The following is a 24,353-nucleotide window of genomic DNA, read 5'->3' as shown; positions in this document are numbered from 1 at the left end:
AGCCGCCCCGCGAGGCCCCGGAATCCGTACGATGGGGCCATGGTCGACAAGCCGCAGTGGCTGGTGCGCGAGGAGGCCGGGATCCCGGTGCTCGTCGCACTCGCGCTGCGCCAGCGGCTCGGCGTACGGACCCCCGCCGAGCTTCCCACGCTGAGGGATCATCCGCTGCGCGCCTTCGACGACGCCGGGGCGGACGACGTGCTCGAACGGCAATGGCGGGCGTACTGGGACATGACGGTCGAGCCGGAGACGCACCCGTCCGCCGCTCCGCTCGAGCTCATCGACGGCTTCGACACGATCGTCGCGCTCCCCGCCGTCGGAGCCGAGCGGCTGCGCACCGCGATCGCCCCGCTCGCCGCCGAGGTGGTGCGCTACGCGAACGAGGCGCAGCAGCGCTATTCCCGGTCCGTCTCCGGCACCGGTGATCCGTATCGGGCATACGCCGCGGCGCTCGCGGAGTTCGAGCGCGACACCGGGCGCCGCGCGCACTCCTTCGAGCTGAACGTGCACGTGCTGCCGCTCGCGCAGCGCGGAATCTGGCGCATCGGGGCGTTCAGCATCGCGGTGACCGACAGCCTCCGGCACGACCCGGTCGACTTCGACAGCGCCATCCGCCCCGTCATCGCCGAGGTCGCCTGACCGGTTGACGGCTGCCTGCGCTCGTGCCCTCGCGCGGGCTACTCGACGACGGTCTCGTGGTCGACGCGCACCACGCGCTCGCTGTGGCGGGCGGCGCGTTCGAGCAGCAGCGCGATGACGCCGAACACGGCGATACCGGCCGGCACGGTCCACAGCAGCAGGAAGCCGAACACCTGGCCGAACGGGTAGGAGACCTGCGTGGCCTCCGAGGCGCCGAAGTTGCCGAACACGGTCAGCAGGAACGCGAGAACGACGCCCAGGCCCACGCCGATGCCGAGGAAGACGCCCCAGCGCGGCGCTCGACGAACGCGCGCGATCTCGATCTCGGGCGTGCGATGCGGCTGCGACGTGCTCATGGATCCATTGTCCCACGCGCACCTGTGCGGGGATCCGGCGGATGATCAGGGCCGCAGCGGCAGCAGCTCGGTCAGGTCGGCGCGCGTGCCGGAGGCGTGGATGCGGCCCGCAGCGACGGCGGCGGCCCAGGTCTCGGATCCGATCGCGACGGCGATCCACGTGGCGGGATCCAGCTCGACGACATTCGGCGGCGTGCCCCGCGTGTGCCGCGGCCCTTGCACGACCTGCACGGCACCGAACGGCGGCACGCGCACCTCGACGCTGTTGCCCGGAGCCTTCTCGTCGAGCAGCTGCAACAGGTAGCGCACGGCTGTGGCGTAGTCGGAGCGGGCCGGCTTCTCCCCGGCCGTGAGCGCGGCGCGGGCCGCCTCGAGCGCCGCGCGCCCCGCCGTCGTGTCGATCCTGCTCGCCATGGGTCCATGCTAGGCACGCCGGGCATAGGCTCGGCACGATGACTTCCTCCGCCGAGACGCCCGCCACGGACACCGCAGCCGGGGCGCGCGCCGACCTGCTCGCGGCAGCGGCGAAGGGCGCACTCGGACTGGGCCGCTTCCCCGGAGTCGACGACGACGCGCACGCCGCGTCCGTGCTGATCCTGTTCGGCCGCCTCGACGACGAGCCGTCCGATGCGGACGCCGTGACCGTGCCGGCCGACCTCGACGTGCTGCTGCAGCGTCGTGCGGCGACGCTCTCCTCACACCCCGGCCAGGTCTCGTTCCCCGGCGGACGCCGGGAGGACGCGGATCCGGATCCCGCCGCGACCGCCCTCCGCGAGGCGCAGGAGGAGACAGGACTGGATCCGGCCGGCGTCGAGATCCTCGCGACTCTGCCCGAGATCCCCCTCGCCGCCAGCAACCACCTCGTCACCCCGGTGCTGGGCTGGTGGCGGGAGCCCTCGCGCGTGGTCGCGGTGGATCATGCCGAGACCGTGCAGGTGTTCCGCGTGCCGGTGGCCACGCTGCTGGATCCGGCGACCCGGTTCACCTCCACCCTCACGCGGATGGGGCAGATCTTCCGCGGGCCCGCCTTCGACGTGGACGGCACCATCGTGTGGGGCTTCACGGCGATGGTTCTCGACGGCGTCTTCGAGGCCGCGGGGTGGACCCTGCCGTGGAACCGCGCCGATGAGAGGCCGATCCGGCTCGAGGTGTGACCGACCGGGCGCCGCACGGCCGTCATCGGCATGCGCGCGCTCGGTAGGCTTGCGGGGTGAAGATCCTCGTCCTCGGTTCCGGTGCCCGTGAGCACGCGATCATCCTCGCCCTGCGTGCGGAGCACAAGGGGCACGAGATCCTCTGCGCCCCCGGCAACGCCGGCATCGCGCAGCACGCGACCCTGGTCGAGGTGGATCCGATGGACGGCTCCGCCGTGCGCGCCTTCGCCGATGAGCACGCCGTCGACCTCGTCGTGATCGGCCCCGAAGCGCCGCTCGTCGCGGGCGTCGCCGACGTGGTGCGCGAGCACGGGATCCCCGTCTTCGGCCCCGGTCGCGCCGCCGCGCAGCTGGAGGGGTCCAAGGCGTTCGCGAAGCGGATCATGGAGGCGGCCTCCGTGCCGACCGGCCGTGCCGTGCGCGCGAGCTCGACGGCCCAGGTCGAGGCCGCGTTCGACGACCTCGGCGCCCCCTACGTGGTGAAGGCCGACGGCCTCGCCGCAGGCAAGGGCGTCATCGTCACCGAGGACCGTGCGGCCGCGCTCGCGCACGCCGAGCACTATCTGCCCCACGGCCCGGTGCTCATCGAGGAGTTCCTCACCGGACCCGAGGTCTCGCTGTTCTTCCTCAGCGACGGCGACACGGTGCGCGCCCTGAGCCCCGCGCAGGACTTCAAGCGCGCCCTCGACGGCGACGAGGGGCCGAACACCGGCGGCATGGGTGCCTACTCCCCGCTGCCCTGGCTCGACGAGCAGTTCGGCAGCGAGGTGGCGTTCGTCGAGGAGGTCACCCGCACCGTCGCCCTCCCCGTCGTGAAGCAGCTCGACGCCGAGGGCACGCCGTTCATCGGCCTGCTCTACGCCGGCCTCATCCTCACCCCGAACGGCGTGCGCGTGATCGAGTTCAACGCGCGCTTCGGCGACCCGGAGACCCAGGTCGTGCTGCCGCGCCTGCGCACCCCGCTGTCGCGACTGCTGCTCGCGGCAGCCACCGGCACGCTCGAAGACCAGCCGCAGCCGCAGTTCTCGGACGACGTCGCGATCACCGTGGTGCTCGCGAGCGAGGGCTACCCCGAGGCGCCGCAGACCGGCCGCCCGATCGAGGGCCTGGCCGAGGCCGCGGCGGTCGAGGGCGTCGGCATCGTGCACGCGGCGACTGCGGGCCCCGACGCACCGGGCGGCAACCTCATCGCCACCGGCGGCCGGGTGCTGAACGTGGTCGCGACCGGATCCGACTTCGCCGACGCCCGCGCCCGCGCCTATGAGGCGATCGGCCGGATCCGCCTCGACGGCGCGCACTTCCGCACCGACATCGCCGCCCGCGTCGCGCAGTAGCCCGAGCGCGCGCGCACGGGCCTGGTCTGCACAAGGCCCGCGAGACGCCGACCGCGAACGCCGACGCCCCCTCGCATCATCGATACCCCCTCGTACGATCGTCCGTACGAGGGGGTATCGGCGCTCAGGCGGGGTATCGGCGCTCAGAGGGCGCGGACGAGACGAGCGCTGCGTCAGCGCTTCACGAGGTGCTCCGGACGCTGCATGAACAGGACCCCGATCACGCCGAGGAAGAGCACGGTGGCGGGCAGGATCATCGACTGCGCCATGGCGGTCGAGAACCCCGCCACCACGAACTCGGGCAGCTTGCCCGTGCCGAAGTCGCCGCCGTGGCTGGCCGCACCCGGAAGGTTCGCCTCGAGTCGGCCCTGCATGAGGGCGGCGATGGCTGCCGATCCCAGGACGGATCCGATCGTCCGGGTGGTGTTGTAGATGCCGGCACCCGCGCCCGCCTGGCGCGGAGCGAGGTTGCGCGTCGCGGTGGTGGCCAGTGGGCCCCACATCCCCGCCTGGCCGATGCCCATGAGCGCCGACGGCAGCAGGAACATCCAGATCGGGGTGTCCGGGTTCATCAGCAGTCCGTACCAGATCAGCGCGACCGTGGTCAGGCCGAGGCCCGGCACGAGCAGGACGCGGGGATCCACCCGGTCCAGGATGCGGCCCGCGATGGGGGCGAGCACGCCCGACAGCACCGCCATCGGGATCAGCAGCAGCGCCGCCTCGGTCGGCGTGAGGCCGCGGGCGAGCTGGTAGAAGAACATCATCGGCAGGGACATCGAGGTCACCGTGAAGCCGACGGCGGCGATGCCGAAGTTCGCGACCGAGAAGTTGCGGTCGCGGAACAGACCGAGGGGCACCAGCGGCTCGCTGCGGGTCTTCGCCTGCTGCCAGATGAAGATCGCCATCACCACGACGCCCGCGCCGATCATCGCCCAGATCCATCCGGCCCAGTCGTAGTGCTGCCCCTCCTGCAGCCCGAAGACAATGAGGAACAGCCCGAGGGCGCTGAGAACGACGCCGACCATGTCGAACCGGTGCTCGTGCGTCTTCAACCGCGGGACGAGGACCGCGGCCAGCACGAAGCCGATCACGCCGACCGGAAGGTTGATGAAGAAGATCCACTCCCATCCGAAGGCGTCCACCAGCAGGCCGCCGGCCAGCGGGCCCACCAGCGTCGCGACGCCCGCCGTCGCGCCCCACAGCCCCATCGCGGCGCCCCGGCGCTCGGCCGGGAACGTGCGGGTGATGACCGCCATGGTCTGCGGCGTCATCAGCGCGGCGCCGAGTCCCTGCACGGCACGGAACGCGATCAGCATCTCCAGCGTGCCGGAGAGACCGCAGCCGAGCGAGGCCAGGGTGAAGATCGTCAGACCGATGAGGTAGATGTTCTTCGGGCCGAACCGGTCGCCGAGGCGGCCGGTGATCAGCAGCGGCACGGCGTAGGCGAGCAGGTAGGCGCTCGTCACCCACACCACGTTGTCGAGGTTGTTGGTCTTCGGGTCGAGCGCAGCCTTGATGGCCGGGTTCGCGACGGAGACGATCGTGGTGTCCACGAGGATCATGAAGAAGCCGATGACCAGCGCCCAGAGGGCGGGCCAGGGGCTCTTCGGCTTGTGGCCGGCGGCGTAGGCGCCGGTCGACGTACCGATGGTTTCAGCCATTCTGGTGTGCCTTTCGCTTGGCAAGAAGGTGGTCCGGATCCGGCCCCCACGCGAAGTCGGGGGACGAGATCCGGGGGATCAGGGTGTCGAGCCAGTCGATCTCCGCCTGCAGCATCAGGCGGTGTCGGAACGGTTCGAGGAGGTACTGCTCCGGCACGTCGCGCGTCGCGGCGCCGTCCAGCGCGCCGCAGATCGTGTCGAGCTCCTGCCGGAGCAGCCCGAGCCGCTGAGTGAGCAGGTCGACCGCCTCGTCCCGGTCGAGGTTGTGCGCCTCGGCCAGGGCGACGCGGAACGGGGTCTGCCGCCGACTGCCGCCGAGTTCGCGGCGCACCCATTCGCGCACCGCGTCAGCGCCGGCCGCCGTGACCGCGTAGGTCGTGCGTTCGGGGCGGTTGCCGTCGCGATCGACGCCGACCTCCTCGAGCAGCCCCTGCCCGTGCAGGCGGGCGACCGTGTGGTAGAGCGTGCCGTTGGAGATCGGGATGATCCTGTCGTCGCGACGGGCGCGCAGCAGCCGCGCCATCTCGTAAGGGTGCATGTCGCCCTCGCTCAGCAGGGCGAGCACCATCACCCCCAGGGGTGTGAGCGCCGGATCCTTCACCATCACTCCGATCCGACTAGTCCATGTGGACTAGTCGGATAGGACTATACGCCGAAACAACAGCCGACGCCAGCCCGGAGCCGTCGCTCATCGCAGCGCCGTGGCGAGCTGGGCGGAGGTGAGCTCGCGATCGGCGTAGACCAGGCGCATCACGGCGGGATCCGGATTCCCGACGTCCGGCGCGCGGTGCACGAGAGTCAGACCCGCCTTCTCCGCGACCGCCGCGGACGCGCGGTTGTGCTCGACGAGGTAGGCGATCACCGGACGCTCGGGCGCGACCTCGGCAGCAGCCGCCCGCGCCGCCTGCGCCAGCTCGGTCGCATAGCCGTGACCGTGGTGCTCGGCCGAGAGCCGGTAGCCGAGGTTCCAGACGCCCGCCGCGGGGTCATCGCCATCGGCGGTGAGCAGCGTGCATCCGCCGTTGCCGATCATCTCGCCGGTCCCCCGCAGCAGCACCGTCCAGGTGCCGAGCCCCGCACCCTCCCAGCTGCGCCCCCACCGCGCCATCATCGTCTGGATCTGGTCGGGATCGGTGGGCCGCAGGCTGGGGAAATGCGTCCAGACCCGCGGATCCGCATGGATCGCGAACACCGATGCGAGATCGCCCGGGACAGGTCGACGCAGTAGGAGGCGGTCGGTCGTGGTCTCGAGGGGAAAGGCGGCGCTCACGAGAGCAACCTACGCGTCGCCACGGACATCGCCGGCTCCGGCCACCGCGATAATGGACGCGTGAGCACACCCCTCGAACTCTCCGGCTGGCGTCACCTCTACTCCGGCAAGGTCCGCGATCTGTACGCCCCCGAGGATCCGGCTGACAAGCGCCTGCTCGTCGTCGCGAGCGACCGCGTGAGCGCCTTCGACTTCGCCCTCGAGCCAGGGATCCCCGAGAAGGGCGCCCTGCTCACCGCGCTCAGCCGCTGGTGGTTCGACCGGCTCGCAGAGGGACCGGATCCGATTCCGAACCACCTGGTGGACGGCGACATCTCGGCCGAGGTCGCCGACCGCGCGATGCTCGCGATGTCCCTGGAGATGCTGCCGATCGAATGCGTGGTGCGCGGATACCTGACCGGATCCGGCTGGGCCGAGTACCAGCAGAGCGGGACCGTCTGCGGCATCGCGCTGCCCGCCGGCCTGCAGAACGGCGACCGGCTGCCCGAGCCGCTGTTCACCCCGGCGTACAAGGCCCCCATGGGCGAGCACGACGAGAACATCACGTTCGAGCGCACCGCCGAGCTCGTCGGCGCCGAGCGCGCCGCCCAGCTGCGGGATGTCTCTCTCGCGGTCTACCGCCGGGCTGCGGCCATCGCCGAGGAGCGCGGACTGATCCTCGCCGACACGAAGTTCGAGTTCGGCGTCGATGCCGACGGTGTGCTGCGGCTCGCCGACGAGGTGCTCACCAGCGACTCCTCCCGGTACTGGGACGCGGAGTCGTGGCGGACCGGATCCACCCCCGCCGAGCGGATGGCGAGCTTCGACAAGCAGATCGTGCGCGACTGGCTGAGCGCCCACTGGGACAAGCAGGGCACCCCGCCCGTGCTGCCCGACGAGGTGGTCGCCCAGACCGCCGCACGTTACGCCGAGCTGCTGCAGCGCCTGACGGCCTGACGGGTCGCGTACCGGCCGCCGCGTGCCGAGATCAGGACAAGTGACCGAGAACAGGACGTTTCGCGCGGAAGGATCCTGATCTCGGTCATTCCTCCTGATTTCGGCGCGAACGGCCGGCCGGGCGCCGCGCAGCGGCGAGGCCGCGTGTCTGCGGGGCCGTGTCGCCGGCGGGACCAGGCGACGGGGATCCCTGCTCCCAGGGAACGCCCAGGATAGGGTTTCCACAGCCCCCTCCCCCGATCCCGAGGAGCCCGCATGGCCCTGTGGAAGATCCACGGCAACGGACGCACCGTCGAACCCGGCGCCGTCGTCCACCCCGATGAGCGCCTGAACTGGCCCGCCACGATCGCGATCGGCGTGCAGCACGTCGTGGCGATGTTCGGCGCGACCTTCCTGGTGCCGATCCTCACCGGCTTCCCGGTGCCGACGACCCTGCTGTTCAGCGGCGTCGGCACGCTGCTGTTCCTGCTGATCACGCGCAACAAGCTGCCGAGCTACCTCGGATCCTCCTTCGCGTTCATCGCCCCGGTGACCGCCGCGACCGCCGCCCACGCGACCGGCGGCGACAGTGGGATCGGCGCCGCCCTCGCCGGCATCGTCGCGGTCGGCGTGCTGCTCGCGCTCATCGGCGTCGTGGTGCATGTCGCCGGCGTGAAGTGGGTGGACCGGTTCCTGCCGCCGGTGCTGGCGGGCACCATCGTCGCGCTGATCGGGTTCAACCTCGCCGGCGCCGCGTACGGCAACTTCGCCAAGGCGCCCGTCACCGCGACCTTCACGCTTGCGATCACGATCATCTTCGCGGTGCTGTTCCGCGGGTTCCTGGGGCGGATCTCGATCTTCCTCGGCGTGATCGCGGGCTACATCTTCGCCGGCTTCCGCGGCGAGCTCGACTTCTCGGCGGTCGACAAGGCCGCGTGGGTGGGGCTTCCCACCTTCCACTTCCCCGACTTCGGCACCCCGAGCGTGTGGAGCGGCATCGCGATGTTCCTCCCCGTCGTGCTCGTGCTCATCGCCGAGAACGTCGGCCACGTGCGCGGCGTCGCGACCATGGTCGAGGACCCGGAGATCAACCAGCAGACCGGCAAGGCGCTCATCGCCGACGGCGTCTCGACCACGATCGCCGGCTTCTTCGGCGGATCCGGAACCACCACCTACGGCGAGAACATCGGCGTCATGGCGTCGACCAGGGTGTACTCGACCGCCGCGTACTGGGTCGCCGGCATCGCCGCGATCCTGCTCAGCCTCTCCCCGAAGTTCGGGGCGATCATCAACTCGGTACCCGCGGGCGTGCTCGGCGGCATCACGACCGGGCTGTACGGCCTCATCGGCGTGATCGGCATCAAGATCTGGGTCGACAACCGCGTCGACTTCTCCCGCCCGGTCAACCAGTACACCGCCGCCGTCGCGCTCATCATCGCCGTCGGAGGCTTCTCGATCGCGATCAAGGACTCCGGCTTCATGCTCGGCGGCATCGTCATCGCCACGGTGGCGGCGATCATCATCTATCACGGCGGCAACGCGATCGCCCGGCTGCGCAAGACCGGTGCGGACGACCCCCGTCCGCTCGAGGCCGTGGGGCCGATGGGCGGCGACCCGGCCTGATCCGCGCGACTGCTCAGCGCGAAGCCCGCGCCCGCAGCTCGGATCCCGAGCCGGGCGTGGGCTTCGTCATTCCGGGGAGCGGCGCTTCAGGCTCCGGCAGACCGTAGCGGCGGTGCACCCAGCGGCGCGCCTCCTCGAGCGGATACGAGTCGCCGTACATGATGCGCTGCCCGACGATCCCGTCGAGCACGCTGCGGAGCATGATCTCCTCGAGCGCCGGATCCGCGTCGCCGCGGTCGCGGAAGATCGAGCGCACCGCGTCCTCCGCGGCGATGACCCCTGCCATGTGCCGCCGCTCCCCCTCGGCGAACAGAGCTCGCGTGGTCGGCTGCTGCTGCAGGGCGATGACCACGCGCTGCAACGGAAGGGCGACGGCGGTCATGCCGAGCGCGGTGTCGATGATGGCTGCCAGCCGCACCTCCGGAGGGAGCGACGCGGCCGACGGCGGCGGCACTCGCTCCGACTCGGGCTGCTCGGGCTCGGTGGCCGGCTCCGACTCGGGCTCAGGCCGCGCGGCGATCTCTTCGCCTCGGGCCGCGCTCCCGGGGTCGGCCGCCGCCCCGCCGTGCGCGATGCCGAGCAGCATCTCGAACCAGCGGTCGATCACCGCCTGGACGAGCTGCTCTTTTCCGCCGAAGTAGTAGTTGACCAGCCCCTGTGCGACGCCCGCGCGTCCGGTGATGTCGGCGATCGTCGCGCCGTCGATCCCGCGCTCGGCGAAGACGTCGATCGCCGCCTCGAGCAGGCTCTCGCGGGAGCGCTCCCTGGCGACGCGGTTCTGCTCCGGGGAGCGTGCCATGCGACGTGCCTTCCGGATCCGTTTTCCGGGTGAGGGATCCTTTCGCTACATTAATCACTGAACAAGTGTTCAACCTACGATTCCCCCCAGACTGGAGGCGCCTTCATGCACGGCAGCGCGCGCGTGGATCTGAACGACCTCGGCAGCATCATCGGCTGGCTCTTCGCCCAGTGGTGGGTGTGGGTGATCGTCGGTGTCGTCGTGCTGTTCTTCCTCGTCGTGTGGATCATGCCGGCCGCGAAGGTGAAGCCCTCCGAGGCGTACCCGACCGACGACCGCGAGGCGAACGAGATCGCGCTGGGCTTCCTGCAGATCGTGAACCAGCCGTCCGGGCCGTGGAACGATCCGACCGCGTCCGCGCTCAGCGACGGGGAGAAGAAGCGGCTCGTCGAGATGTGGGGCGTGGCGACGCGTGAGGAGTGGCTCGCCGGCATCGAACGTCTCGTCACGGGCCGGCGCCGACGCGACGTGTGGGTGACCTGCCTGGCGATCCGCGCCGAGCTGGCCGGCCGGCTCGGTCGCGTGCCGAAGAGCAAGGAGTGGACGTCCGCGATCATCGAGGCCGGCGGCGACAAGCGCGATGCCCGCTCCTTCGTCGCCGCGATCGAGGGCGTCGAGGGGCAGGTGCGCAAGCTCGTCGGCAAGGACATCGTGACGCCGGACGTCTACGTCCGCACGCTCGACGGCTACGCGCTCGGCCAGGCCGTCGCACTCGCGACCTGGGGTGTCGCGCTGGGCCACGCCGACATCCCCGAGGCGCGAGCGATCATCCACCGCATCAACGAGGAGGGACGCCCGGCGTTCTCCTCGTGGGCCGACTTCGGCCTCAGCTACATCACGGGTCGCGTCATGCACTGGAGCGACGGCGTGATCGGCGAGAAGACCTTCGACAAGTTCGGCGACGGCTGGTCCGAGTTCAAGGCGGCCGCGACCGCGAAGCGCAACGGGCCGTGGGCGTCGCTGCCCTGGCGAATCGGGTGAGCGAGGGCCGTATGAGCACGGATCCGCGCACCGCGGAGCCGATCCGGGTCGATCTCTCCGCACTGCGGACGTCACCGGGAATGCGCACGCTGCTCGCCTACGAGCGCGCGGCGCGCATCCCCCTGCACCGGCGCTTCGTCGCGGTGCTCGCCGGCGTGCTGCTGCTCACGACGGCGATCGTGGCCGCGCTCTGGTGGCTCGGCTCGATCGGGATGCTCGCGCGGGTGCCGCTGATCGCCGTGTTCGGCGCCCTCTACGGCGTGATGGGAGCGGTCGGCTTCGTCTGGTACGCCGTGGGCCTGTCCCGCCGCACGCGCCTGGCGATGTTCGCGTGGGGCAACGGGTGGGCCTACGCCGACCTGCTGCAGGGCACCCGCCGACCCGGCTCGGCGTTCACGCGCATGCGCCGCTCGATCGAGCGCGGCGTGGTCGCGTCGGAGGACGAACGCATCCCGTTCGAGCTGGGCATCGCGCGCTCGGTCGGCGGCCGGGACGAGGCCGCGACCGTGCAGCGCCCTTTCGCCTTCGTCGAGCTGCCGCTGCCTGCGAAGGTTCCGCACATCGTGCTGCGCAACCGCCGCCGCAGCATCGTGCCCACCCTGGGTCTGGGCGGGGCACGGATGGATCTGGAAGGCCATTTCGCGTCGACGTTCCAGCTGCTGGTGCCCGAGGGGTATCAGCGTGACGCGCTCTACATCTTCACGCCCGATCTGATGGCGCGGATCCTGGATCTCGGATCCGGTGCCGAGATCGAACTCGTCGAGGATCGCGCCTACGTGTACCTGCCCGGCAGCACCCGGTTCGATCGACCGGACGTGATGCAGGGAACCGTGCAGCTCGCCGAAGAGCTGCACCGACGCTTCGCGGCACGCACGGGGCCGTACCGCGACGAGAGCACCGGCCCGATCGTACGACCGGAGGGAGTTGCGATCGGGCTGGGCGGACAGCGCCTCGGCGGACAGGGCGTGTCCCTGCTGGCCGTGGCCGGCGTATCGGCGGCGGTGATCCTCTCCGCAGGGATCACGGCGTTCGCGCTGTTCGGCGGGGCGATCCTGCGATCAGGGGGGTGACCGCAGGCGCTGATCTCTTGGGGGGATCGGCGACCGACGCCCCGTCCCCTGCTGTGCACGGCAGGGGACGGGGCGTCTCGGCGTCTGCGACCGGGACCGGGTCGGCGCGATGATGTGCGCCCTGCGCCCGCCGCGCTCAGCGCCGGATGATGCGCTGCTCGATCGCCGCGGCGACGGCGCCGGCCCTGGTGTCGACGCCGAGCTTGCCGTAGATGTGCGAGAGGTGCGACTTCACCGTCGCCTCCGACACGAACAGCGCCTTGGCGAGCTCGCGGTTGCCGAGGCCGTCCGCCAGCAGCTCGAGCACCTCGACCTCGCGCTCGGTCATACGCGGCTCGGGCGAGGCGGCACGGCGCATGAGCACCGCCGCCACGGAGGGAGCCAGGGCCGGCTCGCCCCGGTGGACCGCCTGAATGCCGGCGAACAACTGGTCCGGCGGGGAGTCCTTCAGCAGGTATCCGGCGGCACCGGCGTCCAGCGCGCGCAGGATGTCGGATTCGCTGTCGTAGGTGGTCAGCACGAGCACGGCCGGCGGCTCCGGCAGCGCCCGGATCCGCCCGGTGGCAGCGATGCCGCTCTCGCCGTCACCCAGGCTGAGGTCCATGAGCACCACATCCGGCCGCTCGGCCTCGACCGCCCGCACGGCGTCGGCGGCGTTCGACGCCTCGCCCACGACCACGAGGTCGTCCCTCGACTCGAGCAGCGCGCGCACGCCGGCGCGCACGACGGGATGGTCGTCCACGAGCACGATCCGCAGAGTCATCGGTTCTCCTTCTGCGGATCCGCATCGGATCCGCTCTCGGTGTCGGATCCGCTCTTCGTGTCGGATCCGCTCGCGGGATCGGAACCCGCTGCGAGATCGGAACCGGCCGCCGGATCGGAACCGGCCGCGCGATCGGACCCGGTCCTCGCACCGGATCCGGGCTCCGCGCGGGTTCCGTCGGCGCTGAGCGGGAACACCAGCGACAGCGTCGTGCCCTCCCCCGGAGCGCTCTCGACGTGCAGCTCGCCGCCCAGCTGAGCGATCCGCTCCGCCATGCCGGGGATGCCCTGGCCGCGGCCGGCCGCTCGTCGCTGTGCCGCCCTGGCCGACATCGCGGCGGGCCGCGCGTCGAAGCCGACCCCGTCGTCGCGGATGTCCAGGCGCAGCTCGTCCGGCTGGGCGGTCAGGCTCACCACGGCCCGGGTCGCGCGGGCGTGCTCGGCGACGTTCGCGAGGGCGCCGCGCACCGTGCGGATGATGGCCGACGCCACCGGCAGCGGCACCTCCGTGGCGGTGCCGTGGCTGCGGAACTGCACGTCGACGCCGCGCCCCGACGCCTCCTCGACCACGCGGGCGAGGGCGGCGGGGAGGGATCCGGCGGCGCCCTCGAGCTCGCCGGGGGCGAGGTCGCGCACCACGCGGCGCACCTCGTCGAGCGCCGACCGGGCGGTGCCGGCGGCCGAGCGCACCTGCTCCCTGGCGGTGTCGGGGCGGCGCTCCCAGCCCTGCTCGGCCGCCTGCAGCAGCAGGTTGATGCTGGACAGGTCCTGCCCGACGGAGTCGTGGATCTCACGCGACAGGCGGGCGCGTTCGGCGAGCGCGCCCGCACGGTGCTGCGCGGCGGAGAGGTCCGCCTGCGTCGCGGTGAGCTCGTCGAGCAGCTGCTGCCGGGCGCGCGCCTCGCGGTCGAGTGCACGGTAGGCGAAGATCGTGGCGAACGCGATGCCGATCGGGCCCGCGACGAGCGTCGGGTCGAACAGCGAGGAAAGGCGCAGTTCTGCGACGATCACGACCGCGGTCATCGCCGCGATCGCTGCCGTCGCCGGCCAGAACGGCAGGATCTGCAGCACCGCGAAGGCGAGCGGAACGGCACACCAGCCGAACGACGGCGCGACCAGCGTGAGCACGGCCCAGAGCGCGCACGCCACGAGCGCCCATGCCGCGGGCCACACACCGCGACGCGGCACCAGGCCCTGCAGTACGGCGGTCACGGTGAGCAGGGCGGCGCCGGCGAGCACGAGGACGGCGTTCTCGCCCTCGCCGTGGCGAAGCAAGTAGCGGATCGCGCTCACCACGATCAGCGCGATGAGCACGACCTGCAGCGCCCGCCCGAACCGTACGGGAGCGAGGATGCCCCGCACGCCGTCGCCGAGGGACCTCTCGTCCTGCAGCTCGGTCCGCGATCGCATGGGCTCAGCCTACGAACGCCGCGCTCGGAACCGCATCATCCGATCGGCTATGGCTCCGCGCCCAGGGCGGCTGCCGCCTGCCGCCGGCGGACGTCGTACGCCGCAGACCGCCTGCCCGCCCGCTGCCCGCCGCCGGTCGGCGCCTGCAACACACCAACACCTTCCGTGCCGTATTCAGGTTGGATCGCCCGTGTTCACGTCCACACGCCGCGTTTCCGTCTCCGAAGCCGAATCCATCCTGAATTCGGTCTGCGCGTCACGCCGAGCCGCGCACCACCAGCTCGGTGCCGAGGGTCGTGCGGTGCGGCGGAGCGGATCCGGTCAGTCGGTCGATAAGCACGCCCGCGAGTGCCTCGCCCTGGGCGTGCATCGGCTGGCGGATCGTGGTGAGCGGCGGATCCGTCGACAGGGCCACGGGTGAGTCGTCGAAGCCGACGATCGCGACGTCCTCGGGAATGCGCACGCCCGCGCCGCGGAGCGTACGCAGCACGCCCCGGGCCATGAGATCGCTGGCGGCGAAGACCGCGTCGGGCAGCCCTCCGCCCGGCTCGGCGGCGCGGTCGAGCAGCTCCTGGGCCGCCCGCACCCCGCTGGTCTCGGAGTAGTCGCCGGCGATCTCGGCGAACGGCTCCAGACCGTCCTCGGCGAGGCGCTCGCGGAAGCCGGTGAGCCGATCCACGGCGCCCGCCATCGACAGCGGCCCTGTCACGGTCGCGATCCGTCGGTGCCCAGTGGCCAGCAAGTGGTCGACGGCCTGCCTGCTGCCCGTGACGTTGTCCACGTCCACGAGCCAGTCGTCGTCACGGCCGTTCGTGCGGCGTCCGCCGAACACGACCGGCACGGCCTCGACGATGCGGTCGACGAAGGCGTCGCTGTTGTGGTGCGACAGGATGATCGCGCCGTCCACGCCTCCGTTGCGCACGAAGCCCGTCATCCTGCCGCCCGGGTCATCGCTCGCGATCAGCAGGTTCAGGATGTAGTCCGAGCGCGCGACCCGGTCGCTGATCCCCGCGACGACCGCGCCGAAGTAGGGGTCGCCGAAGAAGCGCCGAGTGTCCTCGGGCACGACGAGCGCGATCGCGTGGGTCTGGCGCAGGGCGAGCGAGCGCGCCGCGCGGTTCGGCGCGTAGCCGAGCCGGGCGATCGCGTCCTGCACCGCCGCGAGCGCGTGCGGGCTCACCGCGGTCGACCCGTTCACGACCCGCGACACGGTCGACCGGGAGACCCCTGCCGCCGCCGCGACCTCCTCGATCGTGGCCCGTCCGGACGCCGTCCGATCCGTGGTTCCCTCTCCCGATGGGGATCCCGGTGCCGCCGGCCCGATGCGTCCGGCACCGGCGCGAGACCTGGCGACCACGTCTCAGACCGCCCGGGCCGCGATGATCCTGGCGTACTCGCGCCCGGAGTCCTTCACGATCCGCGCCTGGGTGTCGTAGTCGACCCGCACGATCCCGAAGCGCTTGCTGTAGCCGAACGACCACTCGTAGTTGTCCAGCAGCGACCACGCGAAGTAACCGCGCACGTCGACGCCCTCGTCGATCGCGTCGTAGGTCGCCGCGATGTGCTCGCGCAGGAACATCGCCCGCTCCGAATCGTGCACGTCGCCGCCTGTGCTGTGCCCCGTCGCAGGGTCCACCCGAGCACCCTCGAGCACGTCGTCGTAGGCCGCGCCGTTCTCGGTGACGTACAGCGGAAGCCCCGGTGCGTACTCCGTGCCGATCCGGCGCAGCAGCCGGGTGAGGCCTTCGGGCTGCACCTCCCAGTCCATGCCCGTCCGCGGCAGCCCGCGCTCGACCCAGTGCACGTCGTCGGCGGCGGGGAACGGCGAACGCGTGCGACGCGCGTTCTCGCCCGCTCCGCCGCCGTCGTGCGGTGTGCCCTCGCTGCCCGGTTGCGGCGTGCCCGAGAACAGTTCGCCGTGGTAGTAGTTGATGCCCAGGCAGTCCAGCGGCGCGGCGATGGTGTCGAGGTCGCCCTCGTGGATCGCGGCGGCCCATCGACGGACGGCGACCGGATCCACCTCGCGGATGTCGGAGACGACGTCTGCCGGGTAGGCGCCGCGGAGGACCGGATCCAGGAACCAGCGGTTGAACTGCCCGTCGATGCGGCGCGCGGCGTCGACGTCGGCGGGGTCACGGGCGTCGGCAGGATCGGCGACCGTCAGATTCAGCGTGATGCCGAGGTCGAGCTGCGGATCCCGTTCGCGCAGCGCCCGGATCGTGCGGCCGTGCGCCAGCAGCAGGTGGTGTGCGGCGAGCATGCCGTCCTCGATGCCGAGCCGGCCCGGCGCGTGCACGCCCGCGGTGTAGGACAGGAACGAGGAGCACCACGGCTCGTTCAGCGTGGTCCAGTGCTGCACGCGGTCGCCGAGGGCATCGTGCACGCTGAGCGCGTACTCGACGAAGCGTTCCGTGGTGTCGCGGGAGGTCCAGCCGCCCTTCTCCTCGAGCGCCTGGGGCAGGTCCCAGTGGTACAGCGTGAGCCAGGGCACGATGCCGCCGCCGAGCAGCTCGTCGACGAGACGGTCGTAGAACGCGAGCCCGGCGGGGTTCACCGCACCGCCGTCGGGCCGCACCCGGGCCCAGGAGGTGGAGAAGCGGTACGCCTGCAGGCCCAGCTCGCCCATGAGCTTCACGTCATCGGCATAGCGGTGGTAATGGTCGCACGCCACGTCGCCGGTGTCGCCGTCGTGCACCGCGCCCGGCACGCGGGCGAAGGCGTCCCAGATCGACGCGGTGCGGCCGTCCTCGAAGGCGGCGCCCTCGATCTGGTAGGCGGCGGTGGCGGCACCGAACAGGAAGCCGTCGGGGAATCGGCGGGCGGACGGATCCACGGTGCTCATGCGGGCGGACGCTCCTTCATGGTGGCGGCTTCAAGGCGGTGCGCGCGGGTCATCGGCGGGTTGCCGCGCATTCCGGATAGGCTATGGGAGCGCTCCCACGACTGTCAACAGCGCTCAGCGGATCCTCCGCAGTACATCCCTCACCCGTTCACCGCACCGTCCGGGGGGCGAGCCGCGCCAAACTCAGTCGATCCGTGCCGCTTGGCGCCGTTCGCCGCCGCAAGTTCCGGTTTCGACTGAGTTTCAGACGCCCCCGCACGAGGCACTGCACCGCGTAGCCTGGTGCGGTGACCTCATCGCCCGCGCTCGTCCGTGCCGAATCGCTCATCCGCTCGATCCCGGACCACCCGGAGCCGGGCATCCTGTTCCGCGACATCACTCCGCTGCTGGCCGACCGCGAGGCGCTGCAGGCCACGACCGAGGCTCTCGTCGCGCCGTTCCGCGGCGCCTTCGACGTCGTTGCGGGGATCGAGGCGCGCGGCTTCATCCTTGCCGGGGCCGCGGCGATCGAGGCGGGGACCGGCTTCGTGCCGATCCGCAAGGCCGGCAAACTGCCGCTGCCAGCAGCGTCGGTCGACTACGCGCTGGAGTACGGCACCGCCACCATCGAAATGCACGAGGACCTGCCCGCCGGATCCCGGATCCTACTCATCGACGACGTGCTCGCCACCGGCGGCACGCTGGCCGCCGGCCGGAAGATCGTCGAGCAGCTCGGCTACACGGTCGCCGGGATCTCGGTGCTCTTCGAGATCGACGGGCTGGGCGGCCGCGACGTCGTCGGCGACGTGCACACCGTGTTCCGCAGCTGACCCGGGCCGACCCGCTCGGTCGACGGGCAACGCCGCGAGCCCGCTGCCCGGCCCGACTCCTTCGAGCCTGCCCGCCGGCCGGACTCCTTCGAGCCTGCCCGCCGGCCCGGCTCCGCGAACCCCGGCCGGAGGCCCTGTTTCCGCGCGATAGACTGGCCTCTGCCCCCGCCCGCGACATTTCGGAGCCTCGAATGCCCACCATCGTCGTCGACGTCATGCCCAAGTCCGAACTGCTCGACCCGCAGGGGAAAGCCGTCTCCGGAGCATTCGCCCGCACCGGCGTGACCGCGTTCAGCGACGTCCGCATCGGCAAGCGCTTCGAGCTCACCGTCGACGGTGAGGTCACCGACGACGTGCTCGCCGAGGCCCGGCGGATCGCCGAAGAGGTGCTCTCCAACTCCGTGATCGAGGACGTCGTGGGCATCGAGGTCTCGGAGTGACCGTTCGGATCGGGGTCGTCACCTTCCCCGGATCCCTCGACGACCGCGACGCGCAGCGCGCCGTCCGCATCGCCGGGGCCGAGCCCGTCGCCCTCTGGCACGGCTCGCACGACCTCGACGGCGTGGACGCCGTGATCCTGCCCGGCGGCTTCAGCTACGGCGACTACCTGCGCTCGGGCGCCATCGCCGCGCTCTCGCCGATCATGACCGAGATCAAGGACGCCGCCGCCAAGGGCATGCCGATCCTCGGGATCTGCAACGGCTTCCAGATGCTCGTCGAGGCGCACCTGCTGCCCGGCGGCCTGATCCGCAACGACCACCAGCACTTCGTTCGCCGCGACCAGAAGCTCACGGTCACCAACGCCGACACCGCCTGGACGAACGAGTTCACGCGCGGCCAGGAGATCATCATCCCGCTGAAGAACGCCGAGGGCGGCTACATCGCCTCCGACGAGACCCTTGACCGCATCGAGGGCGAGGGCCTGGTCGCCTTCCGCTACGCCGGAGTGAACCCGAACGGATCCCTCCGCGACATCGCCGGCCTCACGAACCCCGCCGGCAACGTCGTGGGCCTCATGCCGCACCCCGAGCACGCCACCGAGCCCGGCTTCGGCCCGGATACATCCGCGGCCATGCGCAGCGGCGTCGACGGCCTGCCGTTCTTCACGAGCGCGATCGCCGCGGTCGTCCGCATCGCGGCGTAATCCGCCCCCTTTCTCTTTCTACTTCCGAGTCGTCCCCCTCAGCACGGTCCATAGGTCGTGCTGAGGGGGACGACTCATTCTTCGTACGAGCCCGCGATCTTCGTACGAACCCGCGATCGCGGCGCCCCTCCAGGCACCTCGCCCTCACCCCCTCGCCGCGTCATTACCCCCGCTGAGCGACGTCCATACGGGGAGGTGTCGACGCGGGAGGGGGTGAACGCTGCGGAGGACGCTGAACCCCCGGGCGGATCCGGATCCATGGCGCCTGCCGCCCCCGAGACGGATCCGTATCCATTGCGTCCGCGGATCCCCGGGGCTAGCGTCGAACCCGTCCCCGAGGATGGGAGAAGCGCATGGCCGGCCGGTTCGTGTACTGGATGAACGTGTCCCTCGACCTGCAGATCGAGGCCGCTCCCGGCGAGGACGGCGGCGGTGACTGGATGCGGATCGATGAACCGCTGCACCGCGAGTTCAACCGGCGTGCGGCAGACCTCGCGCTCATGGTGCAGGGCCGCCGCGTGTTCGAGATCATGGAGTCGTACTGGCCCGCGGCGCGTGACAACCGGTCGCTGCCCGAGTTCATGCAGGAGTACGGGGCGATCTGGACCGACAAGCCGAAGATCCTCGTCTCGCGCACGCGCACCGAGGCGCCATTCCACACGCGTGTCATCGGCGAGGATGCGGTCAACCGGCTCGCCGAGGTCCGCGCCGAGACCGACGGCGCCATCGGCGTCGGCGGAGCGACGCTCGCCACGGCGCTGCTCGATGCCGGCCTGCTCGACGAGCTGCTGCTGTTCACGCACCCGGCGATCCTCGGATCCGGTCGCCCGCTGTTCGACGAGCCCCGCCCCGGCGAGACCCGGGATCCGGTGATCCTCGACCTGCTCGAGCAGGCCGCGTACGACCAGGGCGTCACGCTGCACCGCTACGCCATCCGGCGCTGAGGCGCGGCTCAGCCCGGGCGTGCGGGGTCGCTCGGGCCCCCGGGAGCCTCGGGAGGCAGGCGCGCGGGCACAGCCGACAGCGCGCCGAGGTCAGCCGAGTGCCGGCGGCCAGACCCCGATGAGCACGGCCATCACGACGACCGTCACGAGTTCGTGCGCGATGTTCATCACCGTCAGCGAGCTGGGGCGCCCCTCGAAGGCGTCGTGCGTGATGAACCGCGCCGCCGTGAAGCCCATCCACAGCGTGATTGCGGTGACCAGCGCCGAGACGAAGAACGATCCGCCGTAGAAGTGCCAGGCGATCGCCGTGGCCCCCGCGAGCACCCACGCCGTGACGAAGCTCACGATCACCGTCGCGATGATGGCCAGCACAGGGTTGCCCTTGGGGTTGTCGAGGTCCACGCCGGCCAACCGCGCCCAGCGGGTGCCGAGCACGCCGCGGGCGTACCAGATGGATCCGACGACCATGCTCGACGCAGTCGCCAGCAGAACGGCCCAGTAGTTGATCTCAGGAACCATCGTCGTGCTCCTCGCTCGATCGGGCGGGTCCGCACCCGCGATCCGGTGCGCTCAGGGTACCGCGGCGGATCCCGTCACCCGTGGAGCACCGCGGCTCCGCCGTTGCAGAAGGCGGTCCGGCCGTTGCGCAGGGCGGGGGTGTCGGATCCCGGCGATTCCCGGCCTCGAACGCACCATCCGGCGCTGCGGCCCTGCAGAACGCCGGCTCCTCCCTGCAGAACGGCCGGCTCAGCGACGCATCACCGGACGCGAGCGGTCACCAGGGGCTGGGCTCGTAGTCCTTCAGGAACACGCCGTGGATGTCCTCGCCTGCCTCGCCGCGCACGATCGGGTCGTACACGCGGGCGGCGCCGTCGACGAGGTCGAGCGGCGCGTGGAAGCCCTCCTCGGCCAGGCGCACCTTCGTGTAGTGCGGCCGCTCGTCGGTGATCCAGCCGGTGTCGACCGCGGTCATCAGGATCCCGTCGGTCTCCAGCATCTCGCCGGCACTGGTGCGGGTGAGCATGTTGAGCGCCGCCTTCGCCATGTTCGTGTGCGGGTGCCCCGGTCCCTTGTACCGGCGGGAGAACTGACCCTCCATCGCCGAGACGTTCACGATGTGCTTGCGCCGCGCGGGCGACGCGGCCATCGACGGACGCAGCCGGCTGATCAGAAGGAACGGCGCGGTCGTGTTGCAGAGCTGCACCTCGAGCATCTCGAGCGGATCCACCTGGTCCACGCTCTGCACCCAGCTGTTCACGCGGTTCACGTCGGGCACGAGACCGCCCGCGTCGATGGCGGTGCCGTCGGCGTGCTTCGCGAGCGAAGAGGATCCGGGGGCCATCGCGAGCCGGGCGAGCTCCTCTGCGGTCAGCGCCTGACCGCCCTGCTCGGCGATCGTGCCGCCGAGGGAGGCGATCGACAGCAGCGGATGCGCGTCGACCGAGGCCTGCAGCGCCTCGGGGTGCGGATCAGCGGTGTGCCCGAAGGTCTCCATCTCGGGCAGCGGCCCGTCCGGGAGCGGCTGCAGCTCGGCGTCGGCCAGCAGCGAGTACGCGCCGGGCGAGCGGCGCACGGTCTGCGCGGCGTTGTTGATGAGGATGTCGAGCGGACCCTGGGCCGCGACGGAGTCGGCGAGCGCGATCACCTGGGCCGGGTCGCGCAGGTCGATGCCGACCACGCGCAGCCGGTGCAGCCAGTCGGCCGAGTCCTCGAGCGCCGCGAACCGGCGCACCGCGTCGCGCGGGAAGCGCGTGGTGATCGTGGTGTGCGCGCCGTCGCGGAGCAGCCGCAGCGCGATGTGCATGCCGATCTTCGCGCGACCGCCGGTGAGCAGCGCGCGCTTGCCGGTGAGGTCGGTGCGGGCGTTGCGCTTGCCGTGGCTGAACCGCGCGCAGTCGGGGCAGAGCTGGTGGTAGAACGCGTCGACCGTCGTGTACGACTGCTTGCAGATGTAGCAGTTGCGGGGCTTCAGCAGCTCCCCCGCGATCGGAGCGTCGACCACGCTGGAAGCAAGATCCAGGCCGCGGGTCTCGTCGTCGATGCGGTCCGGGGCGCCCGTCGCGGTCGCCGCGATCACGGCCTTGTCCGCCTCGGCGATGGCATCGCGGATCTCCCGGCGGCGCACCCGCTTGGCGGCCTTGAACATGGCCGCGGTCGCACGGCGCACGGTGATGAAGTCGGGGTGGTCCTGCTCGAGCCCGTGCAGCTCGGCGAGCACTCGAAGGGTGGTCGCGAGGTCGGCCGGGTCGATGCCGGATCCGACGGCGTCGCCGCCTGTCGTGGCGCTGAGGTCGCTCTGCGTCGACGGGGCGTCGGAGGGGGCGTCGGTCATTGTCACGATTTTACGCGAACAGGCTGGATGAGAGCCCGGCCCGGATCTCACTCGCGACGTGACCCGCATCCCGTCCGCGACGAGACCCGGATCCCGTCCTGTTTCCCTCCCATGGCCGTCTTTCCCTCCCCGCAGTGGCGTCTGCACGGCGAGGGAAAGACCACACGGGGAGGGAAACGCGCACCTGGGCGCACGGGCGCACCCGGGCGCACTGAGGCACCGGGTACCCAGGGCCCCGGGGTGCCCGGTGCACCCAGGCGCCGGGGCTCAGGCGATGCCGCCGCCGCCGTCGACGACGAGGGCGGAACCGGTCACGTACGACGACTCGTCGCTCGCGAGCCAGACGACCGCCGCGGCGATCTCTGAGGGCTGGCCCATCCGGTTCAGCGGGCGCTCCGCAGCCTCGGCGAGGAAGCCGGCCTGGTCCTGACCGAGCTGGCGCGCCTCGTCGCGCAGCATGCCGGTGTCGACGTCGCCCGGATTGACCGAGTTGACGCGGATGCCCTGCGGGCCGTGGTCGATCGCGAGCGCCCGGGTCATGTTCACGACCGCGCCCTTCGAGGCGCAGTAGGAGATCGCCTGACCGCCGCCCTTGAGGCCCCAGCCCGATCCCGTGTTCACGATGGATCCGCCGCCGTTCGCGGCCATGACCGGCACGACGTGCTTGCACATCAGGAAGATCGCCCGCACGTTCACGCCGAACACGCGGTCCCACTCCTCGACCGTGGTCTCGACCGCCGTGGTGCGCCGGATGATGCCCGCGTTGTTGAAGACGACGTCGACGCCGCCGAATCCGTCGACGACCGAGGCCACGACGCGCTCGATGTCGGCCTCACTGGAGACGTCGGCGCCGATCGCGACAGCGGTGCCGCCGGCCGCGCGGATCTCCTCCGCGACGGCTTCGGCGGCCTCGGCGTTCAGGTCGACGACGGCGACGTTGGCACCCTCGGCCGCGAAGGCGAGGGACGTGGCGCGGCCGATGCCGCCGGCGCCTCCGGTGACGATGGCGTTCTTGTTCTGCAGACGCATGGGATGCTCCTTGCGGGTCGGTGGTTCGGTGCGGCCCCTTCGACAGGCTCAGGGACCGGGTTGGTGTGGTGCTCAGGGACCGGGGTTTCGTGCGGTGCTTGGGGACCGAGAGGGGGCGGGATCGGGTCAGACGGGGACGGAGGCTTCGGGCGCGGCGACAGCGTAGAACGCGGCGGCTGCGGCGCCGGTGATGACGCGGATGTGTCCGGCGAGGGAGGCGTCGACGTGGGGATCACCGGTGTCGACGAGGAGCGGGCGTCCGCCGAGGTCGACGAGCTTCTGCTCGGGGGCGACGACGAGGAGCGGATCCGGCCCGAGCGCGCGGATCACGTGCGCGGAGAGCTGCTGGTTGCCCCGGCCGAGCAGGAAGCCCTGGCCGCCGATCACGGTGACCACGGCCTGCGCGGGACCGGCGGCGACCTCCTCGAGCAGCCGGTGCTCGTCGGCGCCCGCAGAGACGAGGCGCCCGTCGAGCACGACATCCACGCCGAGCGGGGTCTTCGCGATGCCGAGCACGGCGGCGATCCGCGCCGTGGTGCCACCGGGGCCGAGCAAGTAGCGGATGCCCGGCTGCATCGCAGCCACCGCCGCGTGTGCGGCCGAGGCAACGGCCGCCTCCTCGCTCACCGGGGTCGGCGCCTTGCGCGCCTGGGTTCGCCCGAGGCGCTGCGGCACGCGCAGCGTGCCGTACAGAGCGGGTTCGACGCGGGCGCGGCGCAGTGCCGCCTCGTCGACGTCGAGCACCTCGCGCTCGGCAGTGGCGACCGGATCCGGCCCGAGCCAGTCGGCGGCGAGGGATCCCGCCGCGACCGGCGTGACCGCGAACACCGGCGAGTACATCTTGACGCCGGCGGGGATGCCCAGGACGGCCGGCGCACCCGGGCTCCCCGACGACGGGCCCAGCCCCCGCACGGCATCGCGCAGAGTGCCGTCGCCTCCTGCCACCAGCACGAGCGATGCGCCGGCCGCCGCCACGGCGGCGACCGCGGCGGCGGTGTCGTCAGGCGTGGTCGTGGCCGAGGACGGCGTGAAGACCACGACCGGCTCGAGCCCCGCCTCCGCCACGGCGGTGCCACCCATGGCCCCGGCGGCGGTGAGGATCCGCTCCGCGGGGTGCGAGCGGGCGATGATCGTCAGCGCCTGCACGGCACGCTCGTGCGCCCGCGGGAGGGAACCGTGCTCCGCCGCCCGCGCCTGCACGACCGCACCGTCTGAGCCGGCGAGACCCGCAGGCCCGCCGACTCCGGCGACAGGGTTGACGACCAGTCCGATCACGCGA

General features: G+C 71.7%; 25 protein-coding genes. 11 read left to right on the top strand and 14 right to left on the bottom strand.

What is annotated here, in order from left to right:
• Positions 1 to 39: 39 nt before the first annotated feature.
• Complete coding sequence (locus AC1DCT_RS12945) at positions 40 to 639, top strand: zinc-binding alcohol dehydrogenase (protein ID WP_440733077.1); 600 nt, start codon at positions 40 to 42, stop codon at positions 637 to 639.
• Positions 640 to 677: 38 nt separating this feature from the next.
• On the opposite strand, the gene AC1DCT_RS12940 is transcribed toward AC1DCT_RS12945, so the two are convergent.
• Both AC1DCT_RS12940 and AC1DCT_RS12935 read right to left on the bottom strand, forming a co-directional pair.
• On the bottom strand, positions 678 to 995 hold the full coding sequence (locus AC1DCT_RS12940; protein WP_440733076.1) for a potassium transporter Trk: 318 nt from the start codon (positions 993 to 995) through the stop codon (positions 678 to 680).
• Between the two features lie 45 nt (positions 996 to 1,040).
• On the bottom strand, positions 1,041 to 1,409 hold the full coding sequence (locus AC1DCT_RS12935) for a sterol carrier family protein (RefSeq protein ID WP_477429621.1): 369 nt from the start codon (positions 1,407 to 1,409) through the stop codon (positions 1,041 to 1,043).
• Between the two features lie 38 nt (positions 1,410 to 1,447).
• Here AC1DCT_RS12935 and AC1DCT_RS12930 point away from each other — a divergent pair, with 38 nt between their 5' ends.
• Positions 1,448 to 2,149, top strand: a complete 702-nt coding sequence (locus AC1DCT_RS12930) for an NUDIX hydrolase (protein ID WP_477429619.1) — start codon at positions 1,448 to 1,450, stop codon at positions 2,147 to 2,149.
• 56 nt (positions 2,150 to 2,205) lie between these two features.
• Positions 2,206 to 3,483, top strand: a complete 1,278-nt coding sequence (gene purD, locus AC1DCT_RS12925; RefSeq protein ID WP_477429617.1) for a phosphoribosylamine--glycine ligase — start codon at positions 2,206 to 2,208, stop codon at positions 3,481 to 3,483.
• A 173-nt stretch (positions 3,484 to 3,656) separates the two neighbouring features.
• On the opposite strand, the gene AC1DCT_RS12920 is transcribed toward purD, so the two are convergent.
• The 3 genes from AC1DCT_RS12920 to AC1DCT_RS12910 form a co-directional block, all read right to left on the bottom strand.
• Complete coding sequence (locus AC1DCT_RS12920; protein ID WP_477429615.1) at positions 3,657 to 5,144, bottom strand: DHA2 family efflux MFS transporter permease subunit; 1,488 nt, start codon at positions 5,142 to 5,144, stop codon at positions 3,657 to 3,659.
• Complete coding sequence (locus AC1DCT_RS12915) at positions 5,137 to 5,748, bottom strand: PadR family transcriptional regulator (RefSeq protein ID WP_440733071.1); 612 nt, start codon at positions 5,746 to 5,748, stop codon at positions 5,137 to 5,139. Before AC1DCT_RS12915 ends, AC1DCT_RS12920 begins: the two co-directional genes overlap by 8 nt.
• An 84-nt stretch (positions 5,749 to 5,832) precedes the next feature.
• A complete protein-coding gene (locus AC1DCT_RS12910; protein ID WP_441977384.1) occupies positions 5,833 to 6,414 on the bottom strand; it encodes a GNAT family N-acetyltransferase in 582 nt (193 codons plus the stop codon).
• 60 nt (positions 6,415 to 6,474) lie between these two features.
• Between AC1DCT_RS12910 and AC1DCT_RS12905 the strand changes: the two genes are divergently transcribed.
• Positions 6,475 to 7,350, top strand: coding sequence for a phosphoribosylaminoimidazolesuccinocarboxamide synthase (locus AC1DCT_RS12905; RefSeq protein WP_441977385.1), 876 nt, complete (start codon positions 6,475 to 6,477; stop codon positions 7,348 to 7,350).
• A 255-nt stretch (positions 7,351 to 7,605) separates the two neighbouring features.
• Complete coding sequence (locus AC1DCT_RS12900) at positions 7,606 to 8,952, top strand: uracil-xanthine permease family protein (protein ID WP_441977386.1); 1,347 nt, start codon at positions 7,606 to 7,608, stop codon at positions 8,950 to 8,952.
• A gap of 13 nt (positions 8,953 to 8,965) precedes the next feature.
• Here AC1DCT_RS12900 and AC1DCT_RS12895 read toward each other — a convergent pair whose 3' ends face one another.
• Positions 8,966 to 9,751, bottom strand: coding sequence for a TetR/AcrR family transcriptional regulator (locus tag AC1DCT_RS12895; RefSeq protein ID WP_440733067.1), 786 nt, complete (start codon positions 9,749 to 9,751; stop codon positions 8,966 to 8,968).
• Positions 9,752 to 9,856: 105 nt separating this feature from the next.
• Here AC1DCT_RS12895 and AC1DCT_RS12890 point away from each other — a divergent pair, with 105 nt between their 5' ends.
• A complete protein-coding gene (locus AC1DCT_RS12890; RefSeq protein ID WP_440733066.1) occupies positions 9,857 to 10,732 on the top strand; it encodes a DUF1266 domain-containing protein in 876 nt (291 codons plus the stop codon).
• Positions 10,733 to 10,743: 11 nt separating this feature from the next.
• On the top strand, positions 10,744 to 11,802 hold the full coding sequence (locus tag AC1DCT_RS12885) for a hypothetical protein (RefSeq protein WP_440733065.1): 1,059 nt from the start codon (positions 10,744 to 10,746) through the stop codon (positions 11,800 to 11,802).
• A gap of 136 nt (positions 11,803 to 11,938) precedes the next feature.
• Here AC1DCT_RS12885 and AC1DCT_RS12880 read toward each other — a convergent pair whose 3' ends face one another.
• The 4 genes from AC1DCT_RS12880 to AC1DCT_RS12865 all read right to left on the bottom strand — a co-directional run bounded on the left by AC1DCT_RS12880 (position 11,939) and on the right by AC1DCT_RS12865 (position 16,816).
• On the bottom strand, positions 11,939 to 12,565 hold the full coding sequence (locus tag AC1DCT_RS12880; protein ID WP_477229771.1) for a response regulator: 627 nt from the start codon (positions 12,563 to 12,565) through the stop codon (positions 11,939 to 11,941).
• On the bottom strand, positions 12,562 to 13,974 hold the full coding sequence (locus tag AC1DCT_RS12875) for a sensor histidine kinase (RefSeq protein WP_441977388.1): 1,413 nt from the start codon (positions 13,972 to 13,974) through the stop codon (positions 12,562 to 12,564). Before AC1DCT_RS12875 ends, AC1DCT_RS12880 begins: the two co-directional genes overlap by 4 nt.
• Positions 13,975 to 14,230: 256 nt before the next feature.
• Complete coding sequence (locus tag AC1DCT_RS12870) at positions 14,231 to 15,298, bottom strand: LacI family DNA-binding transcriptional regulator (protein WP_477429671.1); 1,068 nt, start codon at positions 15,296 to 15,298, stop codon at positions 14,231 to 14,233.
• Between the two features lie 36 nt (positions 15,299 to 15,334).
• Positions 15,335 to 16,816 (bottom strand): glycoside hydrolase family 1 protein, encoded by a 1,482-nt coding sequence (locus AC1DCT_RS12865; protein ID WP_477429612.1) that lies wholly within the window; start codon positions 16,814 to 16,816, stop codon positions 15,335 to 15,337.
• Between the two features lie 287 nt (positions 16,817 to 17,103).
• Here AC1DCT_RS12865 and AC1DCT_RS12860 point away from each other — a divergent pair, with 287 nt between their 5' ends.
• The 4 genes from AC1DCT_RS12860 to AC1DCT_RS12845 all read left to right on the top strand — a co-directional run bounded on the left by AC1DCT_RS12860 (position 17,104) and on the right by AC1DCT_RS12845 (position 19,713).
• Positions 17,104 to 17,625, top strand: coding sequence for an adenine phosphoribosyltransferase (locus tag AC1DCT_RS12860; RefSeq protein WP_440733061.1), 522 nt, complete (start codon positions 17,104 to 17,106; stop codon positions 17,623 to 17,625).
• Positions 17,626 to 17,816: 191 nt separating this feature from the next.
• On the top strand, positions 17,817 to 18,065 hold the full coding sequence (purS, locus tag AC1DCT_RS12855) for a phosphoribosylformylglycinamidine synthase subunit PurS (protein WP_440733060.1): 249 nt from the start codon (positions 17,817 to 17,819) through the stop codon (positions 18,063 to 18,065).
• Entirely contained in the window at positions 18,062 to 18,769 is a 708-nt protein-coding gene (purQ, locus tag AC1DCT_RS12850) for a phosphoribosylformylglycinamidine synthase subunit PurQ (protein WP_477429610.1), read from the top strand. Before purS ends, purQ begins: the two co-directional genes overlap by 4 nt.
• 353 nt (positions 18,770 to 19,122) lie before the next feature.
• Positions 19,123 to 19,713, top strand: a complete 591-nt coding sequence (locus AC1DCT_RS12845; protein WP_477429609.1) for a dihydrofolate reductase family protein — start codon at positions 19,123 to 19,125, stop codon at positions 19,711 to 19,713.
• A 90-nt stretch (positions 19,714 to 19,803) separates the two neighbouring features.
• Here the strand turns inward: AC1DCT_RS12845 and AC1DCT_RS12840 are convergent, their stop codons facing one another.
• The 4 genes from AC1DCT_RS12840 to AC1DCT_RS12825 all read right to left on the bottom strand — a co-directional run bounded on the left by AC1DCT_RS12840 (position 19,804) and on the right by AC1DCT_RS12825 (position 24,349).
• Positions 19,804 to 20,232 carry a DUF1761 domain-containing protein gene (locus tag AC1DCT_RS12840; RefSeq protein ID WP_440733057.1) on the bottom strand — a complete coding sequence of 143 codons (429 nt, stop codon included), beginning with the start codon at positions 20,230 to 20,232 and terminating at the stop codon, positions 19,804 to 19,806.
• 256 nt (positions 20,233 to 20,488) lie between these two features.
• Positions 20,489 to 22,045 carry an SDR family NAD(P)-dependent oxidoreductase gene (locus AC1DCT_RS12835; RefSeq protein WP_477429607.1) on the bottom strand — a complete coding sequence of 519 codons (1,557 nt, stop codon included), beginning with the start codon at positions 22,043 to 22,045 and terminating at the stop codon, positions 20,489 to 20,491.
• 267 nt (positions 22,046 to 22,312) lie between these two features.
• A complete protein-coding gene (locus tag AC1DCT_RS12830; protein ID WP_477429605.1) occupies positions 22,313 to 23,074 on the bottom strand; it encodes an SDR family NAD(P)-dependent oxidoreductase in 762 nt (253 codons plus the stop codon).
• A 126-nt stretch (positions 23,075 to 23,200) separates the two neighbouring features.
• Complete coding sequence (locus AC1DCT_RS12825; protein WP_477429603.1) at positions 23,201 to 24,349, bottom strand: ATP-NAD kinase family protein; 1,149 nt, start codon at positions 24,347 to 24,349, stop codon at positions 23,201 to 23,203.
• Positions 24,350 to 24,353 lie beyond the last annotated feature (4 nt).

This window comes from Microbacterium sp. 10L49, from assembly GCF_056395125.1.
The sequence above is the reverse complement of the archived record's forward strand: the minus strand, read 5'-3'. Positions and strand labels throughout refer to the sequence as shown.